Origin of the sequence: Streptomyces sp. NPDC002680 (assembly GCF_042889145.1) — a bacterium.
Lineage (GTDB): Bacteria > Actinomycetota > Actinomycetes > Streptomycetales > Streptomycetaceae > Streptomyces > Streptomyces adonidis.
The window spans coordinates 238,229-260,031 of record NZ_JBIAQP010000014.1; the positions used below are offsets into that span (position 1 = coordinate 238,229).

Genomic DNA, 21,803 nt, shown 5'->3' on the forward strand with positions numbered 1-21,803 from the left:
CACTCCACCCCGGACAAACAACACCCCGCCATCCCCGCCCTACGGTGTACCCATGACTGCCACCCACGCCTTCTGGCTCGCCGGCCGTCAGGCCACCGGCGAGACCACCTTCGACGTCACCTCCCCCTGGGACGGACGCCTCGTCGGCAAGGTCGGCGTGCCGACCGAGGCCCAGGTCGAGGAAGCCGTCGCCGCTGCCCACGCCGTCCGCGACGAGTTCGCCGCCACCCCGGCCCACCTCCGCGCCGCCGCCCTCGACCACGTCAGCCGCCGCCTCGTCGAGCGCACGGAAGACATCGCCCAGCTCATCTCCGCCGAGAACGGCAAGCCGATCAAGTGGGCCCGCGGCGAGGTCGGCCGAGCCGTCTCCGTGTTCCGGTTCGCCGCCGAGGAGGCCCGGCGTTTCAACGGCGGCGAGGCCCAGCGCCTCGACACCGACCTCGGCGGACAGGGGCGCCTCGCCCTCACCCGCCGCTTCCCCAAGGGCGCCATCCTCGGCATCGCGCCCTTCAACTTCCCCCTCAACCTCTGCGCCCACAAGATCGCCCCGGCGATCGCGGCAGGCGCGCCCATCATCCTGAAGCCGGCCCCCGCCACCCCCCTCTCCGGCCTCGTCATCGGCGAACTCCTCGCCGAGACCGACCTGCCCGCCGGTTCCTGGAGCATCCTCCCGGTCGCCAACGACCGCATGCCCGCCCTCGTACAGGACCCGCGCCTGCCCGTGATCTCGTTCACCGGTTCGGAGAAGGTCGGCTACGCGATCATGGACTCCGTGCCGCGCAAGCACTGCACCCTCGAACTCGGCGGCAACGGCGCGGCGGTCGTCCTCGCCGACTACGCCTCCGACGCCGATCTCGACTGGGCGGCGACCCGTATCGCCACGTTCTCCAACTACCAGGGCGGCCAGTCCTGCATCTCCGTGCAGCGGGTCATCGCGGACGCCTCCGTGTACGACCGTCTGCTGCCCCGCATCGTCGCCGCCGTCGAGGCCCAGGTGACCGGCGACCCGGCCGACGGCGCCACCGACGTCGGCCCGCTGGTCAGCGAGGACGCCGCCAAGCGGGTCGAGACCTGGGTCGACGAGGCCGTGCGAGCCGGTGCGAACCTCCTCGCGGGCGGTAAGCGTGACGGTGCCTCCTACGCGCCGACCGTTCTCACCGACGTACCCGCCGACACCACGGTCTCCTGCGAGGAGGTCTTCGGGCCGGTCCTCACCGTGCAGAAGGTGGACGGCGAGAGCGCGGCCTTCGCCGCCGCCAACGACTCCAAGTACGGCCTCCAGGCAGGCGTGTTCACCCACGACCTCCAGGCCGCCTTCCGTGCCCACCGCGCCCTGGAGGTCGGCGGTGTCGTCATCGGCGACGTGCCCTCCTACCGCGCCGACCAGATGCCGTACGGCGGCGCCAAGCAGTCCGGGGTCGGCCGCGAGGGCGTCAAGTTCGCGATGGACGACTACACGTACGAGCGCGTCCTCGTACTGACCGGCCTTGCCCTCTAGCTAATGGGAACCGTTTTCACATACACTCGCCGATGACGCGAACGCGCCGTCACGAAAGGGTCCGGCACCGATGCCTTCCGGTGCCGGGCCCCTTCCATGCCCCCTTTCATGCGTCGGCCTCTCCGGACCCTCAGCCGGAGAAGCCGACATGCGCCAGCCGCACCGGGCCGCGCAGCCTCACCCGTACGTCGCGCACACCGTCGACGGCCAGCGCCGCCCGCCCCGTCGTGTAGTCGTACGGTCCCCCGGTCGGCGTCGGTGTCAGTACGGCCGTCACCGCGCGGTCGTCCAGTACGACTTCCACCTCCACCTCCGCTGATCCCTCGCCCGCCGTCGTCACCGTGACCTCCGTGACCTCCGCCCCGAAGTCGCAGTCCCGGTAGACGAGTTCGGCCTCTCCGTCGCCCGCCGGCGTCACCGCGTCGCCCGACACCTTCGTACGGTCGACGATCTCGACGCCCCTCTGCTCGTCGAAGTCGGCCGCCGCCAGGCCGAGTTGGCGTACCGGGCGAGGCGTCGACGGTGTGCCGGTCACCTCGACCGTCGTACGAGCACGGATGTCCTCGCTCGACGCGCCCGCCAGGAGTTCGTACGGGCCGGGGGCCAAGCGCCATCCACCGACCGCCACATCCCAGAACTCCAGGCAGCTCAGCGGGAGTTCGAAGGACATGGTCGCCGATTCTCCCGGTGACAGGGTGATTCGGCGGTGGGCCACCAGTTCCCTGCGCGGGCGGGTCACCGGTGACTCCGGCGCCCTCGTGTACAGCTGCGCCACCTCGTCCGCCGTGACGTATCCGGTGTTGGCGACCGTGAACGACACCCGGAGCGTCTCGTCGTCCACCACCTCCGCCGTCAGGTCGCCGTACGCGAACGTCGCGTACGACAGGCCGTGGCCGAAGGGGAACAGGGGGGTGCCCTCGAAGTAGAGGTACGTCTGCCGGGCGCCGATCACGTCGTAGTCCAGCAGGTCGGGGAGGTCGGCGTCGGCCGCGTACCAGGTCTGGGGGAGGCGGCCCGCCGGTGAGACGTCGCCCGCCAGGACGCGGGCCAGCGCCGTGCCCGCCGCCTGGCCGCCGTGCGCGGTCCACAGGGCCGCCGGGAGATCCGTGACGTCCACCGCGTACGGGTATGCCGAGGTCAGCGCCAGGACTGTTCGGGGGTTCGCCTCGTGGGCCGCTCGCAGCAGTCGCTCCTGGTGGGCGGGGAGGCGGAGGGTCGTGCGGTCCTCCGTCTCGCGGCCGTTGATGTGCGGGTCGTTGCCCGCGACCACCACGACCACGTCCGCCCGCGCGGCCACTCTCTTCACCGACTCCTCACCGCGTTCGGTGACGATCAGTTCGAAGATCTCCGGAGGCGTCTCCTTCTCGTCGGCAACCTTCACGCCGTCGGCGGCGACAGAGACGTGGCGACCCGTACCGACGTGCCGGAGGAGGTGGTGGTTTTCATGCGAATGAGGGGAGTTGTGCCGCTCCAGGCGGAACGTCTCCTGGACCACCCAGCCGCCGGGCTGGTCCGCCGACGCCCGTACGTAGCCGTCCTCCGCCACCGAGAGATAGCGGCCGTCGGGGGCCCGCAGCGTCAGGATGCCCTCGCCCCAGTCGATCAGCGCGAACTCTGTGCCCTCGGCCCCGGCGGTGAGTGGGGGCAGGTCGGTGCGGCCCGCGAGGAGGGCCGGGTCCAGCGCGCCCTCGGCGCCCCGGGCGACGTCCGGCGCGTCCTCGGCGGGCGGGACGTGCAGGAACGTACCCGTCGACGTGCGCAGCCGTACGCGGTCCACGCCCTCGGCGAACTCGACGCGCTCGGCGCCGAAACGCTCGTACAGGGCCTCCAGCGGTGTCGAGCGGTGGATGAGGGTGCCGCTGTACCAGTCGGCCTTGCACTCGTCGGCGAGCAGGCCGACGACCGCGATTCGGGTGTCGTGGGCCAGGGGGAGCGTGGCGTTGTCGTTCTTGAGCAGGACGATCGCCTGCTCCGCCGCCTCCTGCGCGAGGGCGCGGTGGGCCGGGGTGTCGAAGTCCTTGGTGTCGGCGTACGGGTCGTACTGCGGATCGAACTCGCCCAGGCGGAAGCGGACCGAGAGCTGGCGGCGGACCGCCCTGTCGATGTCCGCCTCCGTCAACAGGCCCTGGGACAGGGCTCCTTGGAGGCGGGCGATGATTTTCGTGGAGTCCGTTCCGTGGTCCGTGAAGCTGTCCACGCCGGCGATCAGCGCGGCGGCCGTCGCCTCCTCGTGGGTGTCGAAGTAGTGCTCCGAGTCGACCAGGTTGGAGGGGGCCGCCGCGTCCGAGCAGACCAGCAGGTCGGCGTCCGTCCAGGTGCGCAACTGCTCGCGCAGATGCGGCGAGACGTGGTTGGGGCGGCCGTTGACCAGGTTGTACGCGGGCATCACCCCGGCCACCGCACCCGCCTCGACCGTTTCGCGGAAGGCGCGCAGGTCGTACTCGTGCAGGACGCGCGGGCGGACCGACGAGGAGGTCGTGTCGCGGTTCGTCTCGTTGTTGTGGGCCAGCCAGTGCTTGAGGACCGGGGCCGTACGCCAGTACGCCGGATGGTCGCCGCGCAGACCGCGCGTGTACGCGGTGGCGATCGCCGAGGTCAGCCTCGGGTCCTCCGAGTAGCCCTCCTCGTTGCGGCCCCACAGGGGGTGGCGCAGCAGATTGACCGTCGGCGCCCAGACGTTGAGGCCGACGCGGTCGTCGCGGGCGCGCATCGCGCGGACCTCCTTGGACACCGCCTCGCCGACGCGGTGCACGAGTTCCTCGTTCCAGGTCGCGCCGAGACCGACCGCCTGCGGGAACACCGTCGCCGGCCCCATCCAGGCGACCCCGTGCAGCGCCTCCTGGCCCGTGCGGAAGGCGGCGATGCCGAGGCGCTCCACGGCGGGCGCGAACTGGTGCAGGAAAGCCACCCGTTCGTCGAGGGTCAGGCGCGACAGCAGATCGTCGATGCGCTTCGCGGTCGGCAGCTGCGGATCGCGGAATGGCGGCGAAGACGGCGTTTGTGCGGTCACGTGGGGTTCCCTTTGCGATCTGGCGGCGAGGCACATTCGAAGCGCTTCGATGCTCATTCGACGTGGGGGTGGGTGTCAAGAGACCCAGGCGCAACAACTCCGTTTCCCTCCCGTGATGTCAAGCGGCATAGGGGGGCGGTTCGGGCCGCCCGGCAGGGCCCCACACCTCGGAGGAATCTTGGGGCCGACCCTTGTGCACCCTCAGGTGTTCACTTAACCTCGCAGCAACATCGAAGCGCTTCGACTAACTGGGAGCCACCGGGAGCACCTCCTGGAACGCCATCCGGGAAGAGCGGTCCTCCGCAGTCCTCCGAGGACTCCCTCGTTCCGGCCAGTCACGCCAGTTACACACAAGACACCGCAGCCGACGGCTCCACCGCCGGGTGTCCTGGTGCGCCATGAAGGGTTGACGCAATGACGCCGAATGCCTCCTCCGCCTCCTCCGCACCGAGCCGGAGAAGCTTCCTCGCCTCCACGGCGGTCGCCGCCGCCGCGGTGGCGGGCGGAATGCCGCTGCTCGCCGCCTGTGGTGGCTCGCAGGAGAGGAACAAGGAGGGCACGACCTCCGGGAAAGCAGCCGAGAAGATCCTCCCGGCGTTCGTGGCGTCGAGCGTCGTCGTGCCGGACCTTCCCTCGAAGAACGGATCGTCGGCCGGTTTCACCAAGGCGATCGACCTGAACTCCCTGAAGACCGCGGTGCCGAAGAAGCTCGGCAGCGGCGGCTCGCTGAAGATCATGGCGCCGATGTGGGGCAGCCCGCCGTCCAACGACAACCCGTACTACACGGCCATGAACGACGCCATCGGTGTCAAGGCCACCTGGCAGAACCAGGACGGCAACACCTACGACGAGAAGCTGGGCGCTGTCCTCGCCTCCAGCGACATCCCGGATGTGGTGGTCGTCCCGGGCTGGAACCTGAACGGCAAGATACCCAGCGCCATCAACGCCAAGTTCGCCGACCTCGGCCCCTATCTGTCCGGCGACAAGGTCAAGGCGTACCCGAACCTCGCGGCCGTACCGACGGATGCCTGGCAACGCTCCATCTTCGGCGGCCAGTTGCGCGCCATCCCGATGCCGGCCTCCTACGTCACGAACATCGTGCCCTTCTACCGCAAGGACATCTTCACGGCGAAGGGCTACGAACTCCCCAAGACGCCCGACGAGTTCCTCGCCTGGGCGAAGGAGGCCACCGACGCCAAGGGCAAGGTGTGGGCCTGCGACGACCTCAAGTGGACCGCCTTCAACATCTACGGCGTCCTCAACGGCAGTGACAAGGCGCTGTGGTGGGACCTCAGGGACGGCAAGCTCGTCAACCGCATCGAGACCGACGAGTACCTCGAAGCCCTCGAATGGATGCGGAAGTTGTACGCCGCTGACGTCGTCCACCCCGACGCCAAGGCCGTCAAGGGCGACGCGTCCAACCGCTTCACCGCCGGCCAGTCCCTGGTCTTCAACGGTGACATCTCCTACTGGTACGCCTCGACGGCCGAACAGAAGATCCAGAAGACCGGCTTCGAGATGGGCGCGTTCGACATCTTCGGCCCCGACGGCGGCGACCCCACGCTGTGGGCGACGCAGCCCGCGGGCATCTTCACCTTCGTCAGCAAGAAGGCGTCGAAGCAGCAGATCAAGGACTTCCTGGCACTCGCCGACTACTGCGCCTCGCCGTACGGCACCAAGGAGTACATGCTCACCGTCTACGGCGTCGAGGGCACCGACTACACGCTGAAGGACGGTATGCCCGTCAAGACCACCAAGGGCAACAACGAGGTCTTCGGCGCCTACGACTACACCGGCGACCCGGCCTCCTACCTCGCCCACCCCGACCTTCCCGAGATCGCCAAGCTCCAGGTCGAGTGGCAGCAGCGCATGGGCGCCTTCACCAAGAAGTCCTCCTTCTACGGTCTGACCATCACCGAGCCCAACCGCTACACCAACCTCGCCAACGACTTCGAGCAGCTGGAGGACGACGTCGTCCGCGGCCGCAAGAAGATCAGCGACGTACAGCAGGCGGTGTCCGACTGGAAGTCCAAGGGCGGCGACGGGCTGCGCGACTGGTACAAGAAGCTGCTCGACGACAACGGCTCCGCGGCCAACTGACCCAGGGCCGAGGCAAGGAGAACGCCGTGTCCCACAGCACGGTGCCTCGGAGCAGGGCCGAGGCGAAGAAGACCGACGAGAAGACCGACGCGCAGGCTCCGGCGTCCGACGACGGCGCCACCGGCCCCCACGGCAGGCGGCGCCAGGGAAAGTTGAGTCTCCGGCTCAGATTCAGACGCGACCGCACGCTGATCCTGATGAGCCTGCCGGCGGTCCTGCTGCTCCTGGTCTTCAACTACATACCGATCTTCGGCAATGTGGTCGCGTTCCAGGACTACGACCCATATCTCAGCGACAACGGTTTCGTCGCGATGTTCGAGAGCCCCTGGGTCGGCTTCGAGCAGTTCGAGCGGATATTCCAGGACTCCGGCTTCTGGCACGCGCTGCAGAACACCTTCGTGCTGTTCTCCCTCCAGCTGGTGCTGTTCTTCCCCATCCCGATCCTGCTCGCGCTGGTCATCAACAGTGTGATCAGGCCCCGGGTGCGGGCGGTCGCCCAGGCGATCATGTACCTGCCCCACTTCTTCTCGTGGGTGCTGGTCGTCACCGTCTTCCAGCAGATCTTCGGCGGCGCGGGCATCATCGCCCAGACCCTGCGCCAGCACGGGTACGAGGGCTTCGACCTCATGACCGACCCGGGGATCTTCAAGTTCCTGGTGACCGCCGAGGGTGTCTGGAAGGACGCGGGCTGGGGGATCATCGTCTTCCTCGCCGCGCTCTCCGCCGTCTCCAACGACCTGTACGAGGCCGCCGCGATGGACGGTGCGGGACGCTGGCGCCGCATGTGGCACATCACGCTTCCCGCGCTGCGTCCGGTGATCGCCCTGCTGCTGGTGCTCCGGGTCGGCGACGCGCTCACGGTCGGCTTCGAGCAACTGCTGCTCCAACGCGACTCGGTGGGGCCGGGCGCCTCCGAGGTTCTCGACACCTACGTGTGGTGGAACGGCATCCGCAACCAGGACTTCAGCTACGCGGCGGCGGCCGGCCTGATCAAGGGCGTGGTGGGTCTGGCCCTCGTGCTGACCGCGAACAAGGTCGCCCATCTCATGGGTGAGCAGGGGGTGTACAAGAAGTGAGCACCTTCACCGAACAGAGCCACAGGCCCGACCGGGCCGCGTCCAGGCCCAGCCCCTGGGCGGCCCCGGCCCGGCCGGCCTGGGAGGAGGAGCCCTCCAGGGCGGGCCTCGCGGGCAAGGGGGTCGTCCTCACCCTGGCGTGCTTCGCGATCCTCTTCCCGCTGTGGATCGTCGTCGTCACCAGCCTCTCGTCGAAGAAGACGATCGACGCGACCGGCGGCCTGGTGGTGATCCCCAAGGACATCACCTTCATCGCCTACCAGGAACTCCTCAGCGGCGGCCAGGTCCAGCGCGCCGCCCTGGTCAGCGTCGGCGTGACCCTGATCGGCACGCTGTTCAGCATGTCGGTGTCCGTCCTCTCCGCGTACGGCCTCTCGCGCACCGGATCCCTCGGGCACCGCTGGTTCCTGATGCTGCTGCTCGCCACCATGTTCTTCGGCGCCGGTCTCATCCCGACGTACCTGCTGGTCCAGGGCCTCGGGCTGACCGACAGCTACCTCGCGCTGATCCTGCCCAGTGCGGTGAGCGTCTTCAACATCCTCGTCCTGCGCTCGTTCTTCATGGGCATCTCGCCGGAACTCATCGACAGCGCCCGCATCGACGGGGCCGGGGACTGGCGGATCCTCTGGAAGATCGTGATGCCTCTGTCGCGTGCCGTCCTCGCGGTGATCGCGCTCTTCTACGCGGTCGGATACTGGAGCGCCTGGTTCAACGCGTCGATCTATCTGTCCGACCAGGACATGATGCCGCTGCAGAACGTCATGATCCAGCTCGTCCAGAAGCAGGAACGGCCGGTCGGTCTGGCCACCCAGATCAACACGGGGCAGCTGTCTCCGCTGGCTGTTCAGATGGCGGTGATGGTGCTGGCGCTGGTGCCGGTGGCGGTTCTCTCGCCCTTCGTGCAGCGGCACTTCAAGAAGGGCATGTTGACCGGGGCGATCAAGGGCTGACGGTCAGGTTTCGCCGTATGGGGTGCCTCTTGCTGTCCGTTGGCGGCTGCGGGTGCGTTGTGGCTTGTCGCGCAGTTCCCCGCGCCCCTTTGGGGCGCGTCTCCTCCCCCTCTCATTTCAGATCGAGGTACGTCATGTCTTCGTCGTCCCGTCCGAGTAGACGTGTGGTTCTTGCCGGGGCCGCTGCCGTTGGTGCGCTCTCCGCCGTGTCCGTTTCCGGCGCGGTTGCCCAGGCAGCAGCTACTGCCCCCGCCTATCGGTGGCGTAACGCCGTCATCGGCGGCACCGGATTCGTCACCGGGGTGTTGTTCCACCCGTCCGTACGCGGGCTCGCCTACGCCCGTACCGACATCGGCGGTGCCTACCGGTGGGACGACCGGGCCGCGCGCTGGACCGCGCTCACCGATCACCTCGGTTGGGACGACTGGAATCTGCTCGGGGTGGAGGCCATCGCCGTCGATCCGGCGCACCCCAATCGCGTCTACCTCTCCCTCGGTGCCTACGCCCAGTCGTGGGCCGGGAACGGTGCCGTTCTGCGGTCCGAGGACCGGGGAGCGACCTGGGCCCGGACCGACCTCGCCGTCAAGCTCGGGGCCAACGAGGACGGGCGGGGAGCCGGCGAGCGGCTGCTCGTCGATCCGCGGGACAGTGACACGCTGTGGCTGGGTACGCGGCACGACGGGCTGCTCAAGTCCACCGATCGGGGTGCCACTTGGGCAGCCGTCAGCGCCTTTCCGGCCGCCCCGAGCGCGACCGGCCAGGGCGTCACCTTCCTGGTCGCCGTCGGCCGTGCCGTCTACGCCGGATGGGGTGACGGCGACGGCAACGGGACCGCCGGTACGGCCAACCTGTATCGCACCTCCGACGGCACGACCTGGGAAGCCGTGCCCGGACAGCCCGTCGGCGCCACTTCCGCCAAGGTCCCGATCCGCGCCGCCTACGACCGGCACACCCGCGACCTGTACGTGACGTACGGCAACGCGCCCGGGCCCAACGGCCAGTCCGACGGCAGCGTCCACAAGCTGCGCACCACGACCGGCCGTTGGACGGACGTGACCCCGGTCGAGCCGGGCGGGACCACCTCCGACGGCTCCGCCGACACCTTCGCCTATGGCGGAGTCGCCGTCGACGCCTGCCGGGCCGGCACCGTCGTCGTCTCCACCAACAACCGCTGGGCCGACATCGACACCCTGTTCCGCTCCACGGACGGCGGCCGTACCTGGACGTCCCTCAAGGACGCCGCTGTGTTCGACGTCTCCGAGACTCCCTTCCTCAAGTGGGGCGGCGATGCCCCCAAGTTCGGCTGGTGGATCCAGGCGCTCGCGCTCGATCCGTACGACTCGCGGCACCTCGTGTACGGGACCGGCGCGACCCTCTACGGCACCCGTGACCTCAAGCACTGGGCCCCGCAGATCCGTGGCCTGGAGGAGACGTCCGTGCGCCAGCTGATCTCGCCCCCGGTCGGGGAGGCGCACCTGCTCAGCGGACTCGGGGACATCGGCGTGATGTACCACGAGCGGCTCACGGCGTCTCCGTCGCGCGGCATGGCGTCGAACCCCGTGTTCGGGTCGGCGACGGGACTCGCCCAGGCCGCGGCCAAGCCGTCGTACGTCGTCCGGACAGGGTGGGGCGACAACGGCAACGGCGCCTTCTCGAACGACGGCGGGCGGAGCTGGGCGCCCTTCGCTGCCCAGCCCGACATCGCCAAGAACGCACCGGGGCCGATCGCCACCAACGCCGACGGCAGCGTGCTGCTGTGGACCTTCGTGCACTGGGACGGCACGAAGTACCCAGCCCACCGCTCCACGGACAACGGCACGACCTGGTCCGAGATCTCCTCCATTCCGAAGGGCGCCACGCCGGTCGCCGACCCGGCCGACCCGACGCTCTTCTACGCGTACGACACCGACACAGGAACGCTATACGCCAGCACTGACAGTGGCCTCTCGTTCACTGCCCGTGCGGGCGGGCTGCCCTCCGGCGACAGCCAGTTCGAGCTGGTCGCGGCGCCCGGCAGGTCCGGTGACCTGTGGCTGAGCGTCAAGTGGAACGGCCTACACCGGTCCACCGACGGCGGCGTCACCTTCACCAAGGTCGCCAGTTGCTGGGCCTCGTACACGCTCGGGTTCGGGCGGGCCGCCGAGGGCGCCGCCTACCCGGCGGTCTACATGGTCGGCTCCACCGACACGATCACCGCCGTCTACCGCTCCGACGACGAGGCGAAGACCTGGACGCGGATCAACGACGACGCCCATCAGTGGGGGTGGACCGGCGAGGTGATCACCGGTGACCCGCGCATCCACGGCCGCGTCTACCTCGCCACCAACGGGCGGGGCATCCAGTACGGGGAGCCCGTCTGATGTCCGTACCCGAGAGGCTCGAAGGCCGCCCCGGCCTCGCCGACGCCACCCGTGGTCGCATCCTCTTCGGCGGCGACTACAACCCCGAACAGTGGCCCGAGGAGACCTGGCCCGAGGACGTCCGGCTGATGAAGGACGCCGGCGTCAACTCCGTCACGCTCGGCGTCTTCTCCTGGGCGAAGCTCGAACCCCGGCCCGGGGCAAGGGAGCTCGGCTGGTTGGATCGGCTGATGGATCTCATGCACGACAACGGCATCGGCGTGGTCCTTGCCACGCCCACCTCCTCGCCGCCGCCCTGGATGGGCCGGCTGCACCCCGAGACCCTGCCCGTCGCCGAGGACGGCCGGATCGAATGGTGGGGCGGGCGCCAGCACTTCGCGCACTCCAGCGCCACCTACCGCCGCTACGCCGCCGCCATCACCGAGGATCTCGCCGCCCGCTACGGCGGCCACCCCGCCCTCACCATGTGGCACATCAACAACGAGTACTGCACCTACGACTGGGGCGACGAGTCGGCCGCCGCCTTCCGCCGCTGGCTCCAGGGGAAGTACGGGGCGCTGGACGCTCTCAACACCGCCTGGGGTACGGCCTTCTGGAGCCAGGGTTACGGCGACTGGGACGAGATCCTGCCGCCGCGCCTCCCGCATTACATGCGGAACCCGACCCAGGTGCTCGACTTCAAACGCTTCACGTCCGACGCCCTCCTGGAGTGCTACCTCGCGGAACGCGACATCGTCCGGCGCCACACCCCGCACATCCCGGTCACCACCAACTTCATGCCGATGTGGGCGGGCCAGGACGCCTGGCGCTGGGTCCAGGAGGAGGACCTCGTCTCCGTCGACCTCTACCCCGACCCACGCGACCCGCTCGGCGCCCAACAGGCCGCGCTCGTGCAGGACATGACGCGTTCGCAGGCACGCGGCCCGTGGATGCTGATGGAACAGGCGGCCGGTCCGGTCAACTGGCGGGGTGTGAACCACCCGAAGCCGCGCGGCCTCAACCGCCTCTGGTCGCTCCAGGCGGTGGCACGCGGCGCCGACGCCGTCTGCTACTTCCAGTGGCGCCAGTCCAGGCAGGGCGCCGAGAAGTTCCACTCCGGAATGGTCAGCCACGCCGGTGAGCAGGGCCGTACGTTCCAGGAGGTCAAGCAGCTCGGTGCCGAACTCGCCGCCATCGGCGGCGAGGTGACGGACAGTCACACCCCGAACGACATCGCCGTGCTCCACGACTGGCACGCCTGGTGGGGCGGCGCCCAGGACGGGCGGCTCTCCTCCGAGGTGGACTACCCGCAGGTCGTACGGGCCTGGCACCGGGCCCTGTGGGAGGCACACCTCGCGACGGACTTCGCCCACCCCGAACACGACCTCTCGGCCTACCGGCTCGTCGTCGTACCGCAGTTGTACCTGCTCACGGACGCGGCGATCGACAACCTCCTCGCGTACGTACGCGACGGCGGCACCCTCGTCTGCGGTTTCCTGACCGGAGTCGCCGACGAGGACGACCGGGTACGCCCCGGCGGCATGGACGCACGGCTGCGCGAGCTGTTCGGGCTGCGCACCCTGCACGAGTGGTGGCCGCTGGACGCGGGGGAGAGCGTCGAAGTCGAAGGATTCCGGGGCCGGTTGTGGTCCGAGGAGCTGGAGGCCGACGGCGCCGACGAGGTCACCCCCTACAAGGGCGGCGAACTCGACGGGCTCCCGGCGGTGCTGCGCAAGGGGCGTGCCTGGTACGTCTCCACGCTCCCCGAGCCCGACGCGCTCCGGGAACTCCTCACCCGGATCGGCGCCGGCGTGGGCGTCCGGCCGGTGCTGGACGCGCTGCCCGATGGAGTAGAGGCGGTCCGGCGAGGTGAGCTGCTCTTCCTCCTCAACCACGGCACCGACCCGGTGACCGTCCAAGTGCCCGGTGTCCACCGGGACTTGCTGACCAGGGACACCGTCACGGACGCGGTCCAACTCGGCCGGTACGGAGTGGCGGTGCTGAAGCCATGAGCGTCGGCGGACCCGTTCACGGAACCTGGGAGCCGCTCCCCGCCGTCCGCTGGGAGGACGGTTACCTGAGCGGCAACGGCTGCCATGGCGCCCTGATGTTCGGCGACGCGGACAGCGACCGGATCATCGTCACGCACCACAGCCTGGTCCGCCCGAACGGCGGCGAGCACGCTCGCCCGCCGCAGCTCGCGGACCAACTGGCCAACCTCCAGGACCGGTTGCTGGCCGGGGACACCACGGCCGCCGAGAGCTTCACCGACGGGCGGGAGCTGCAATGGGTGCAGCCCTTCCATCCGGCGTTCCAGGTGCGGCTGCGCGGAGGAGGTCCGACGGGGGACCGACGGGACTACCGCCGGTCCGTCGACTTCACCACCGGGGTCGTCGAGGCCGGGTGCGAGGGCTGGCGCAGCCGGGTCTTCGTGTCCCGCGCGGACGACGTCATCGTCCAGTACGTCACCGGAGGATCCGGTGGCCCCGCCGCCCCCGGCATCCCGGGTCTCACCCTCGACATCGATCTCGACCACCGACTCCCGGGCGCCCCGGCCGAGTTGGGCGTCGGCCAGAGCGTGGTGCGCACCCCCGAGGGCGCCCTGCTCACCCTCCGCGCCCGCTATCCCGACAGCGACCGTGCGTACACCGGGGTGACGCTCGTCGTCCCCACCGGCGGCCGTACGACCCTCACCCCGCCCGGCGTCCGGGTGGAGGGCGCGGAGTCCGTGCTGCTGCTGACGCGAGTCGTCCGGCACGTCGGCGAACCGGACACGGAGAACATCGCCCACGCCCTGCGTGAGCTGCTCCCGGACGCGGACGACGAGCAGCCGTCGGGAGAGCGGACGTACGACCGTCTCCTCGCTCGCCACACCCCCCTCCACCGCACCGCCTACGACCGCGTCACCCTGGACCTCGCCGCCGACGAAGCCGAACGTGCCCTGTCCGGCGCCGAGTTGCTCACCCGTACCAAGAGCCCGGCCCTCATGGAACGTCTCTTCGCCGCCGGCCGCTACCACCTGCTGTCCGCCAGCGGAATGTTCCCGCCCCGCCTGGTCGGCCTGTGGACCGGAGACTGGGACACGGCGTGGGCGGGAGCGTTCACCAACGACGCCAACGTCAACCTCCAGACCGCATCGGCAGCGCCCGGCGCTCTCCCCGAAGTCACGGAAGCCCTGGCCTCCCTGATCCATGGTCAGCTCGACGACTGGCGCGAGAACGCCCGCACCGTCTTCGGCGCGCGAGGTGTCATGGCGCCCGCGCACACCGACGGCGAGTCCGGGCTGACCTACCACTTCAGCCGCGAGTATCCGCTGCACCTCTGGACGGCCGGCGCCGACTGGCTGCTCAAGCCGCTCGTCGACCACGACGAGACCCGTGGTGAGCAGGACGTGCGCACGGCACACGCCCTCGCCGAAGTCGCCCTGTTCTACGAGGACTTCCTTACGCGGACCGACGCCGAGGGTCACCTGGTCGTCGTCCCCTCGTACTCGCCCGAGAACCGTCCGGCCAACGCGAGCTGGGGTGCGATCAACGCGGCGATGGACCTATCGGCGGCCAGGCACGCCCTGCTCACCGCCGCCAGGTACCACCCTGAACGGGCGGATCGCTGGCGGGCGTTGGCCGACCGGCTCCCACCACACCGCATCAACGCCGACGGAGCCCTCGCCGAATGGGCCTGGCCCGGCCTGGACGACACCTACGACCACCGCCACCTCAGTCACCTCTACGGTGTCTGGCCCCTCGACGAGATCAACCCGTACGACACCCCCGACCTCGCCGCAGCCGCGTACCGTGCCCTCCAACTCCGGGGCGCCGAGAACGACTCGGCCCACGGACACCTGCACCACGCCCTGATCGCGGCCCGCCTCCGCGACGGCGAACGGGTCACCCAGGCCCTCGGTCAGGTGCTCGACGGCGACTTCTTCCACACCTCCCTGATGAGCGCGCACTACCCGGAACGGGACGTCTACAACGCGGACGCCGCGCACACCCTGCCCGCCGTGCTGATCGAGGCGCTCATCCAGTCGACCCCCGACCGGCTGGTCCTCCTGCCCGCGGTCCCGGCGACCTGCCCCACGGGCCAACTCCGGGGCGTACGCACGCGGTTCGGCGCGGAGGTGGACCTCGACTGGGGACCGGGGCGGGGCCGGGCCGTCGTACGCCCCACCCGGACCCACCGCATCGACCTCAGGACTTCCTCCGGCGCACGCACGCTCGACCTCGTCGCCGGAGAAGACCGCGTCCTCGATCTGGGACCGCGGTAACCGCACCGAGGAACAGCGCAGCCGACAACAGCACACAAACCCCCCACCACCCGCATCTCCCCCCACCCATGGAAGGAACGCAACCCCATGGCAACACGCACCCGCACCCGCACGCTGGGCTGGATCACCAAGGCCCTGCTGGCCCCCGCTCTCGCGCTCGGCGCCACCATCGGTCTCGCCTCCGCCCCCGCCTCGGCCGCCGTCTGGAACTCCTGCGACCAGTGGGGCAACACGAGCCTGAACGGCTACACCCTCTACAACAACATCTGGGGCTCCGGCGCCGGCAGTCAGTGCATCTGGGCCAACTCCGGTACCAACTGGGGAGTCTGGGCCAACCACCCGAACACGGGCGGCATCAAGTCGTACCCCAACTCCAAGAAGGTGATCAACAAGACGATCACCTCGCTCGGTTCGCTGTCCAGCAGCTACAACGTCACCGTCCCGTCGTCCGGTGCGTACAACACGTCGTACGACATCTGGGACACCGACTACGACTACGAGATCATGCTCTGGGTCAACTACAACGGCGCTGTCGGCCCGTTGGGCACCTCGCAGGGCAACGTCACGCTGGGCGGCCACACTTGGACCGTCTACAAGGGCAACAACGGTGCCAACGAGGTCTTCTCGTTCCTGCGCACGTCGGACTCGACCTCCGGGACCGTCAACGTCCTGCCGATCCTCAAGTGGATCAAGGACACCAAGGGCTGGTTCGGCAACGAGACCATCGGTGACGTGCAGTTCGGGTTCGAGATCACCTCGTCCTCCGGCGGTCTGGACTTCGCCACCAACAACCTGACCGTCAGCAGCAGCTGACGGTCCGACAGAAGCCGAGGTCGGTCGCGCCGTTCAGGTGCGGTCGACCTCGGCCCGCAATGCGTTGTACTCGGTGAAGGCCGCCTCGACGTCGGCCTTGGTCAGGCCGTAGCGGGCCAGGTCGTAGCGGTGGGGGCGGCTGCCCCTGAGGTGGGTGGCGACCGTGGGGAGCCGGGCCGCGTCCGCGTCGGTCCAGCGGGCGCCGACAGCCCCGTACAGCTTCGGGGCGCCCGCGGCGGGGTCGGTGCCGAGCCAGGAGTACGGCACGTCCACCACCGCCTCGCGCGGGAACCCGTCCCGGGCCGCGAGCCCGCGCCGCACGGAGCGGCTCAGCAGGTCGAGCCAGGTCGCGCCGAGGGTGTGCAGGTCGATCCTGCGCCGGGAGATGGCCATCCCGCACTCGACCAGACTGCAGAACGAGGCGACGGCGGTCGCCGGGTCGCGGTGGGTCCACACGAGCGTGGCGTCGGGGAAGACCCTGAGCAGGGCGTCCAGATTCCCGGTGTGCATGGGGGACTTGAGGATCCAGCGGCGCCGGGGGCGACCGTACTGGAGCACCTGGAAGCACTCCTTGAGATGACGGTAGTCGGGGACGAAGTCCCGCTCGAACTGCCGGGCGTGGTACTCGGGCAGCCGGGCCTGCGACAGCGGCACCAGGGCGTGCGGCAGGAGGAAGGTGTCCTCCTCGGGGCCCTCGGCGGTCATGGGGTGGATCTCGCGAAAGCGCGGGGAGAGCAGATACGTCCCGTCGAGCGTCCGCCGCGCGGCCGTGACCGCCTTCTTCCGCTCACGGGGCGCCGGTTCGAGCCCGGGGGCGAGCAACTCCCACAGCCGGGGGCACCGGTGCTCGTCGGAGAGGGACAGCACGCCATGGGTGAGCGTGGTGGCGGTACGTGGGAGCCCCACCACGAACACCGGCTTCTCGACGGGTTCTTGGGCGATGGCGGGGTTCTCGGCTATCAGCCGCCGGATCCGGGCCCGGTTGGTGAGATGCCTGCGCACATGGGCCTGCGCGGACTGCCACCCGACCGGCGACAACTCCTCATCGCCCGCCCACTCCCGCAGCAACGGCCGGAAGCTGTCGACGAACCACTCGTCCCCGTCCACCGGCCCCGCCTTGCCCACGATCCGCTCGAAAACCCGCTCCGGATCACGCCGAGAACCGAACGCGGGCCGCAGCAGCAGATTGGCCAGCGTGAGGGGGAGGTTGGTGCCAGACACGGGCGGGGTTCCTTTCCGCAGGGGACAGAGGAAACGTACCGAACGAGTGCGCGCCCCAAAGGGGCGCGGGGAACTGCGCGACAAGCCACGAAGCACCCGCACCCGCTCCTGAACCTCCTGCCCCACTACCCTGCGATCGGAAGGCTCGCCCCATCCCGCAAAAACACCGGAATACGATCCAGCGGCGCATCCACAGTCACAGCCGCCCCACCCTCATACACCTCACCAGTCCACGCATCCGTCCAGTCAACTCCCGCCGGAAGATACGCAGTACGCGCAGTCGCCCCAGCGGTCAGCACAGGCGCGACCAACACATCAGGCCCGAAGAGATACGAGTCGTCGACCGACCACGCCGCCTGGTCGTCCGGGAACTCCAGGAACAGCGGCCGCATCACCGGCAACCCCTCCTCGTGCGCCTCACGCATCACCCGCAGCACATACGGCTTCAGCCGCTCACGCAGCCGGACGTACCGTTCCAGAATCGCGCCCGCCTCCTCCCCGTACGACCACACCTCGTTGGGCCCCCCGGTCATGTCGGGCCCCAACGGCATCCCCGGATCCCGGAAACCGTGCAGCCGCATCAGCGGCGAGAACGCGCCGAACTGGAACCAGCGGACCATGACTTCGCGGTACGCGGGATCGTCCGGGTCGCCGCCGTGGAAGCCGCCGATGTCGGTGTTCCACCAGGGGATTCCGGACAGCGCGGTGTTGAGCCCGGCCGCGATCTGGCGCCGCAGGGTCGGGAAGTCGACGCCGATGTCACCGGACCACAGGGCGGCGCCGTACCGCTGACTGCCTGCCCACGCCGAGCGGTTGAGGCTGATCACCTCGTCCTCGCCGGACGCGATCAGGCCCTCGTAGAACGTGCGGGCGTTCTCGACCGGGTACAGGTTGCCGACCTCAAGGCCGGGGCCCGCCCAGTACCGCAGGTTCTCCGGGAAGCCCGGCTTCAGCTCCGGCTCGCAGGCGTCCAGCCAGAAGGCCGTGATCCCGTACGGGGCAAGGTAGTTGTCGCGGATCCTCGACCACAGGAAGTCCCGGGCCTCGGGGTTCGTGGCGTCGTAGAAGGCGACCTGGACGGTGGACGCGACGCCCTTGTCCGGCCAGTCGGCGTGCGCCATCGGGCCGTACTGCGTGCCGATGAAGTAGCCGCGCTGCTCCATGAGTTCGTGGTTCTCGGAGAGCGGCGACACCGAAGGCCACACGGAGACCACGAGTTTGACGCCCATCTCCGCCAACTCCGCGACCATGGCGGCCGGGTCGGGCCACTCGGCCGGGTCGAACTTCCAGTCTCCGAGATGCGTCCAGTGGAAGAAGTCGCACACGATGGCCCGCAGCGGCAGCCCGCGCCGCTTGTACTCCCGTGCCACGCTCAGGAGTTCGTCCTGGGTCCGGTAGCGCAGCTTGCACTGCCAGAAGCCCGCCGCCCACTCCGGCAGCATCGGCGTACGGCCCGTCACCGCGCTGTAGCGCCGCTGGGCGTCGGCCGGTTGCCCGGCGGTGATCCAGTAGTCGATCTGGCGGGCCGAATCCGCCACCCAGCGCGTTCCGTTGCCCGCCAGCTCCACCCGCCCGATCGCCGGGCTGTTCCACAGCAGCGTGTAGCCACGGCTGGAGGTGAGCACGGGCACGGACACCTCGGCGTTGCGCTGCACCAGATCCAGCACGACACCCTTCTGGTCGAACAGACCGTGCTGGTGCTGGCCGAGCCCGTACAGCTTCTCGTCCTCGTAGGCGGCGAACCGCTGCTCAAGGCGGTGGTAGCCGTTGCCGACGGCCGTGTAGAGACGCGAGCCCGGCCACCAGAAGTGCGCCCGTTCCTCGGCGAGCAGCTCGGCCGAGTCGTCGGTCCGCAGGAACCGGATCAGGCCCTCGGCGCTCACCTCGACGGTCAGGGCGCCGACCGTCAACTGCCCCTGCCCGTCCTCGATCTTGACGGTGTACGCCGTCGACGGCGGCTCGTCGAGCAGGGCACCCGGCAGCCCCTCCAGGACCGGCCCGCCGAGCCGTGTCCTGACCCGGACCGCGTCCGGACCCCAGGGCTCGACCCGTACGGTCTCCTGACGGCCGCTCCACTCCAGCGCACCGTCCCGCTCACGGAACGTACCGACGGTGGGGGAGGACTGCGCGAGGCTGACCGCGCCTGACGGGGGCGGGGTTTCGGCGGGCTGGTTCACGTGGCGGCTCCTGAAGGAAGGAGTGGGGGAGTGATTGTGGGGGACCCCGGCGCGGCTTTCGCGGGCCGGACCGGGACAGGCAGGGGTCTCCAACGCCCGTCGGATGTCCGGGCGTTGGAGCGTGATGGTCGGTTGTGGTGATCAGGCCGGGGGTTCAGGAAGTGGCTGGGGCCGGCGCCGGGCCCGTACTGGCCCGCACCGTCAACTCGGGTGCGATCAGCGAGACTTCGTCGCCCCCGCTTCCTTCGAGCTTCGCGATCAGCAGCTCCACCGCGCGCCGCCCCATCTCCTGCGCGGGAATGGCGACGGACGTCAGCCGCACCGAGGCCTGGGTGGCGACCTGGTCCGGGCAGACGGCGATGACCGACACGTCCTCCGGCACCGCCCGCCCCTGCTGGCGCAGCAGCGCGAGCAGCGGCTCGACCGCCGACTCGTTCTGCACGACGAACCCGGTGGTGCCCGGCCGTTCGTCGAAGATCCTGGCCAGCGTCACGGTCATCGCGTCGTACCCGCCCTCGCACGGCCGGTGCAGCACCCGCACCCCCAACTCCCGTGACCGGGACCGGAGTCCGTCGAGCGTCCGCTCGGCGAAACCGGTGTGCCGTTCGTAGACCGCGGGCGCCTCGCCGATGACAGCGATGTCACGGTGACCGAGCTTCGCCAGGTGCTCGGCGCACAACGCACCCGTGGCCCCGAAGTCGAGGTCGACGCAGGTCAGGCCCTCGGTGGCGGCCGGCAGGCCGATCAGTACGGACGGCTGGTCCGTGCCGCGCAGCAACGGCAGCCGCTCGTCGTCGAGTTCGACGTCCATCAGGATCATCGCGTCGGCGAGCCCGCTGCCGGTGACCCGGCGCACGGCGTCGGGACCCTCCTCGCCGGTGAGCAGCAGGACGTCGTACCCGTGCGTGCGGGCGTTGGTGGCGACCGCGATGGCGATCTCCATCATCACCGGCACGTACATGTCCGTACGCAACGGGACCATCAGGGCGATGATGTTGGAGCGGCTGCTCGCCAGCGCCCGGGCCCCCGCGTTCGGGTGGTAGCCGAGCTGTTGGATGCTCTGCTCGACCCGCTGCCGGGTGCCCGCGGAGATGGACCGCTTGCCGCTGAGGACATAGCTCACCGTGCTCGCCGAGACTCCGGCGTGCTGGGCGACCTCGGCGAGGGTGACCATCCAGCTCTCCAAGCATTGTGTGAAGCGCTTCGACAGTGCGCGTAACGGATGACGGCGACGGATACCGGCGAGTGAGGGTGGAACGACAGTAACCCCACCAGGGGTGGGTGTCCATATGTTGTCGAAGCGCTTCGACAACGTTTTTCGGGGCTTTCTCGCATCCATCTCGGCCAACATGGCAACTTTCCCACCCGGCGGCGGCCACTGAGGAGTGCTCCGCGAATCGTCGCCCGGAAGGACCCCCATGCAACACCGCAGACCGCGTCTCTCGAAGAAGGCGAAAACCATCGCCTCCGCCCTGGTCGCCCTGGCGGCCGCCGCCGGCGTCACCGTCGCGCAGGCGGGCGAGTCGAGCAAGAAGTGCGCGGCCTTCGACACCGTCACGCTCGGCAAGTACTACGTCAACAACAACCTGTGGAACCAGGAGAAGGCCGTCGGCTCCCAGTGCGTCTGGGACAACTCCCGGTCCGGCTCGACCATCTCCTGGGGCACGAACTACAGCTGGGCCAACAGTGCCACCGGCAAGGACTACGACGTCAAGACGTACGCCAGTTCGGTCCTCGGCTGGCACTGGGGCTGGAAGACCGACAAGGCCGCCACCCAGCTGCCGATCCGCGTCGGCGACCGCAAGCAGGTCAAGACCACCTGGGACTTCACGGTCAGCTCGAACCCGGGCGTCATGAACGTCGCCTACGACCTGTGGCTGCACGGCAAGAACACCGCGGACTGGCAGGACCAGCCCACCGACGAGATCATGATCTGGCTCAACCGCCAGGGCGGCGCGGGCCCCCTCGGCACCAAGACGTCCAGCGTCAGCCTCGGCGGCGCGATGTGGGACATCTACGAGGGCGACATCGGCTGGAAGGTCCACTCCTTCGTCCGCCGCGCCAACACCACCAAGGCCACCCTCAACCTGGACGACTTCACCCAGGCCCTGGTCCGCCGCAAGCTGCTCACCAACGACAAGTACGTCTCCGGCATCGAGGCGGGCACCGAGGTCTTCAAGGGCACGGGCCGGCTGGACACCAAGGCCTACTCGGTCGACATCGGCTGACGGGCGGGGGGTGTGCAGGGGCTGTACGGCCGACCGGCCGCGCGAGGACTGGTGAGGTCGCCCGTAATCGGGTACCAACGATCGAGTAGCACCGATCAGTAACGTACGGTCCTCAAGATCCCGA

Annotated in this window: 13 protein-coding genes; 9 read left to right on the forward strand and 4 right to left on the reverse strand. The window is 69.5% G+C overall.

Features of this window, described 5'->3' with window-relative positions; genetic code table 11:
* Window positions 1-52: 52 nt before the first annotated feature.
* The gene (locus ACFYXF_RS33695) at window positions 53-1,498 is read left to right on the forward strand and encodes an aldehyde dehydrogenase family protein (protein ID WP_389355410.1); all 1,446 of its coding nucleotides are present in this window, start codon (window positions 53-55) and stop codon (window positions 1,496-1,498) included.
* Between the two features lie 130 nt (window positions 1,499-1,628).
* Here ACFYXF_RS33695 and ACFYXF_RS33700 read toward each other — a convergent pair whose 3' ends face one another.
* Window positions 1,629-4,508, reverse strand: coding sequence for a glycoside hydrolase family 3 C-terminal domain-containing protein (locus ACFYXF_RS33700; RefSeq protein ID WP_389355412.1), 2,880 nt, complete (start codon window positions 4,506-4,508; stop codon window positions 1,629-1,631).
* 414 nt (window positions 4,509-4,922) lie between these two features.
* Here ACFYXF_RS33700 and ACFYXF_RS33705 point away from each other — a divergent pair, with 414 nt between their 5' ends.
* From ACFYXF_RS33705 to ACFYXF_RS33735, 7 genes are all read left to right on the forward strand, one after another.
* Window positions 4,923-6,608 carry a Tat pathway signal sequence domain protein gene (locus tag ACFYXF_RS33705; RefSeq protein ID WP_389355414.1) on the forward strand — a complete coding sequence of 562 codons (1,686 nt, stop codon included), beginning with the start codon at window positions 4,923-4,925 and terminating at the stop codon, window positions 6,606-6,608.
* Window positions 6,609-6,634: 26 nt separating this feature from the next.
* Entirely contained in the window at window positions 6,635-7,684 is a 1,050-nt protein-coding gene (locus ACFYXF_RS33710) for an ABC transporter permease (protein ID WP_369035524.1), read from the forward strand.
* Window positions 7,681-8,634 carry a carbohydrate ABC transporter permease gene (locus ACFYXF_RS33715; RefSeq protein ID WP_389355416.1) on the forward strand — a complete coding sequence of 318 codons (954 nt, stop codon included), beginning with the start codon at window positions 7,681-7,683 and terminating at the stop codon, window positions 8,632-8,634. The genes ACFYXF_RS33710 and ACFYXF_RS33715 overlap by 4 nt, the downstream gene beginning before the upstream one ends.
* Window positions 8,635-8,768: 134 nt before the next feature.
* The gene (locus ACFYXF_RS33720; protein ID WP_389355418.1) at window positions 8,769-10,994 is read left to right on the forward strand and encodes a 1,4-beta-glucanase; all 2,226 of its coding nucleotides are present in this window, start codon (window positions 8,769-8,771) and stop codon (window positions 10,992-10,994) included.
* Window positions 10,994-12,985 (forward strand): beta-galactosidase, encoded by a 1,992-nt coding sequence (locus tag ACFYXF_RS33725; protein WP_389355420.1) that lies wholly within the window; start codon window positions 10,994-10,996, stop codon window positions 12,983-12,985. The genes ACFYXF_RS33720 and ACFYXF_RS33725 overlap by 1 nt, the downstream gene beginning before the upstream one ends.
* On the forward strand, window positions 12,982-15,240 hold the full coding sequence (locus tag ACFYXF_RS33730; RefSeq protein ID WP_389355422.1) for a glycoside hydrolase N-terminal domain-containing protein: 2,259 nt from the start codon (window positions 12,982-12,984) through the stop codon (window positions 15,238-15,240). Before ACFYXF_RS33725 ends, ACFYXF_RS33730 begins: the two co-directional genes overlap by 4 nt.
* 87 nt (window positions 15,241-15,327) lie before the next feature.
* Window positions 15,328-16,053 (forward strand): hypothetical protein, encoded by a 726-nt coding sequence (locus ACFYXF_RS33735; RefSeq protein ID WP_389355424.1) that lies wholly within the window; start codon window positions 15,328-15,330, stop codon window positions 16,051-16,053.
* Between the two features lie 33 nt (window positions 16,054-16,086).
* Here the strand turns inward: ACFYXF_RS33735 and ACFYXF_RS33740 are convergent, their stop codons facing one another.
* The 3 genes from ACFYXF_RS33740 to ACFYXF_RS33750 form a co-directional block, all read right to left on the reverse strand.
* The gene (locus tag ACFYXF_RS33740) at window positions 16,087-17,274 is read right to left on the reverse strand and encodes a sulfotransferase family protein (RefSeq protein WP_389355426.1); all 1,188 of its coding nucleotides are present in this window, start codon (window positions 17,272-17,274) and stop codon (window positions 16,087-16,089) included.
* A gap of 125 nt (window positions 17,275-17,399) precedes the next feature.
* Window positions 17,400-19,451, reverse strand: a complete 2,052-nt coding sequence (locus tag ACFYXF_RS33745; RefSeq protein ID WP_389355427.1) for a TIM-barrel domain-containing protein — start codon at window positions 19,449-19,451, stop codon at window positions 17,400-17,402.
* Window positions 19,452-19,605: 154 nt separating this feature from the next.
* Entirely contained in the window at window positions 19,606-20,625 is a 1,020-nt protein-coding gene (locus ACFYXF_RS33750) for a LacI family DNA-binding transcriptional regulator (protein WP_389355505.1), read from the reverse strand.
* Between the two features lie 244 nt (window positions 20,626-20,869).
* On the opposite strand from ACFYXF_RS33750, the gene ACFYXF_RS33755 reads away from it, so the two are divergent.
* The gene (locus ACFYXF_RS33755; RefSeq protein ID WP_389355428.1) at window positions 20,870-21,679 is read left to right on the forward strand and encodes an endo-1,4-beta-glucanase; all 810 of its coding nucleotides are present in this window, start codon (window positions 20,870-20,872) and stop codon (window positions 21,677-21,679) included.
* Window positions 21,680-21,803 lie beyond the last annotated feature (124 nt).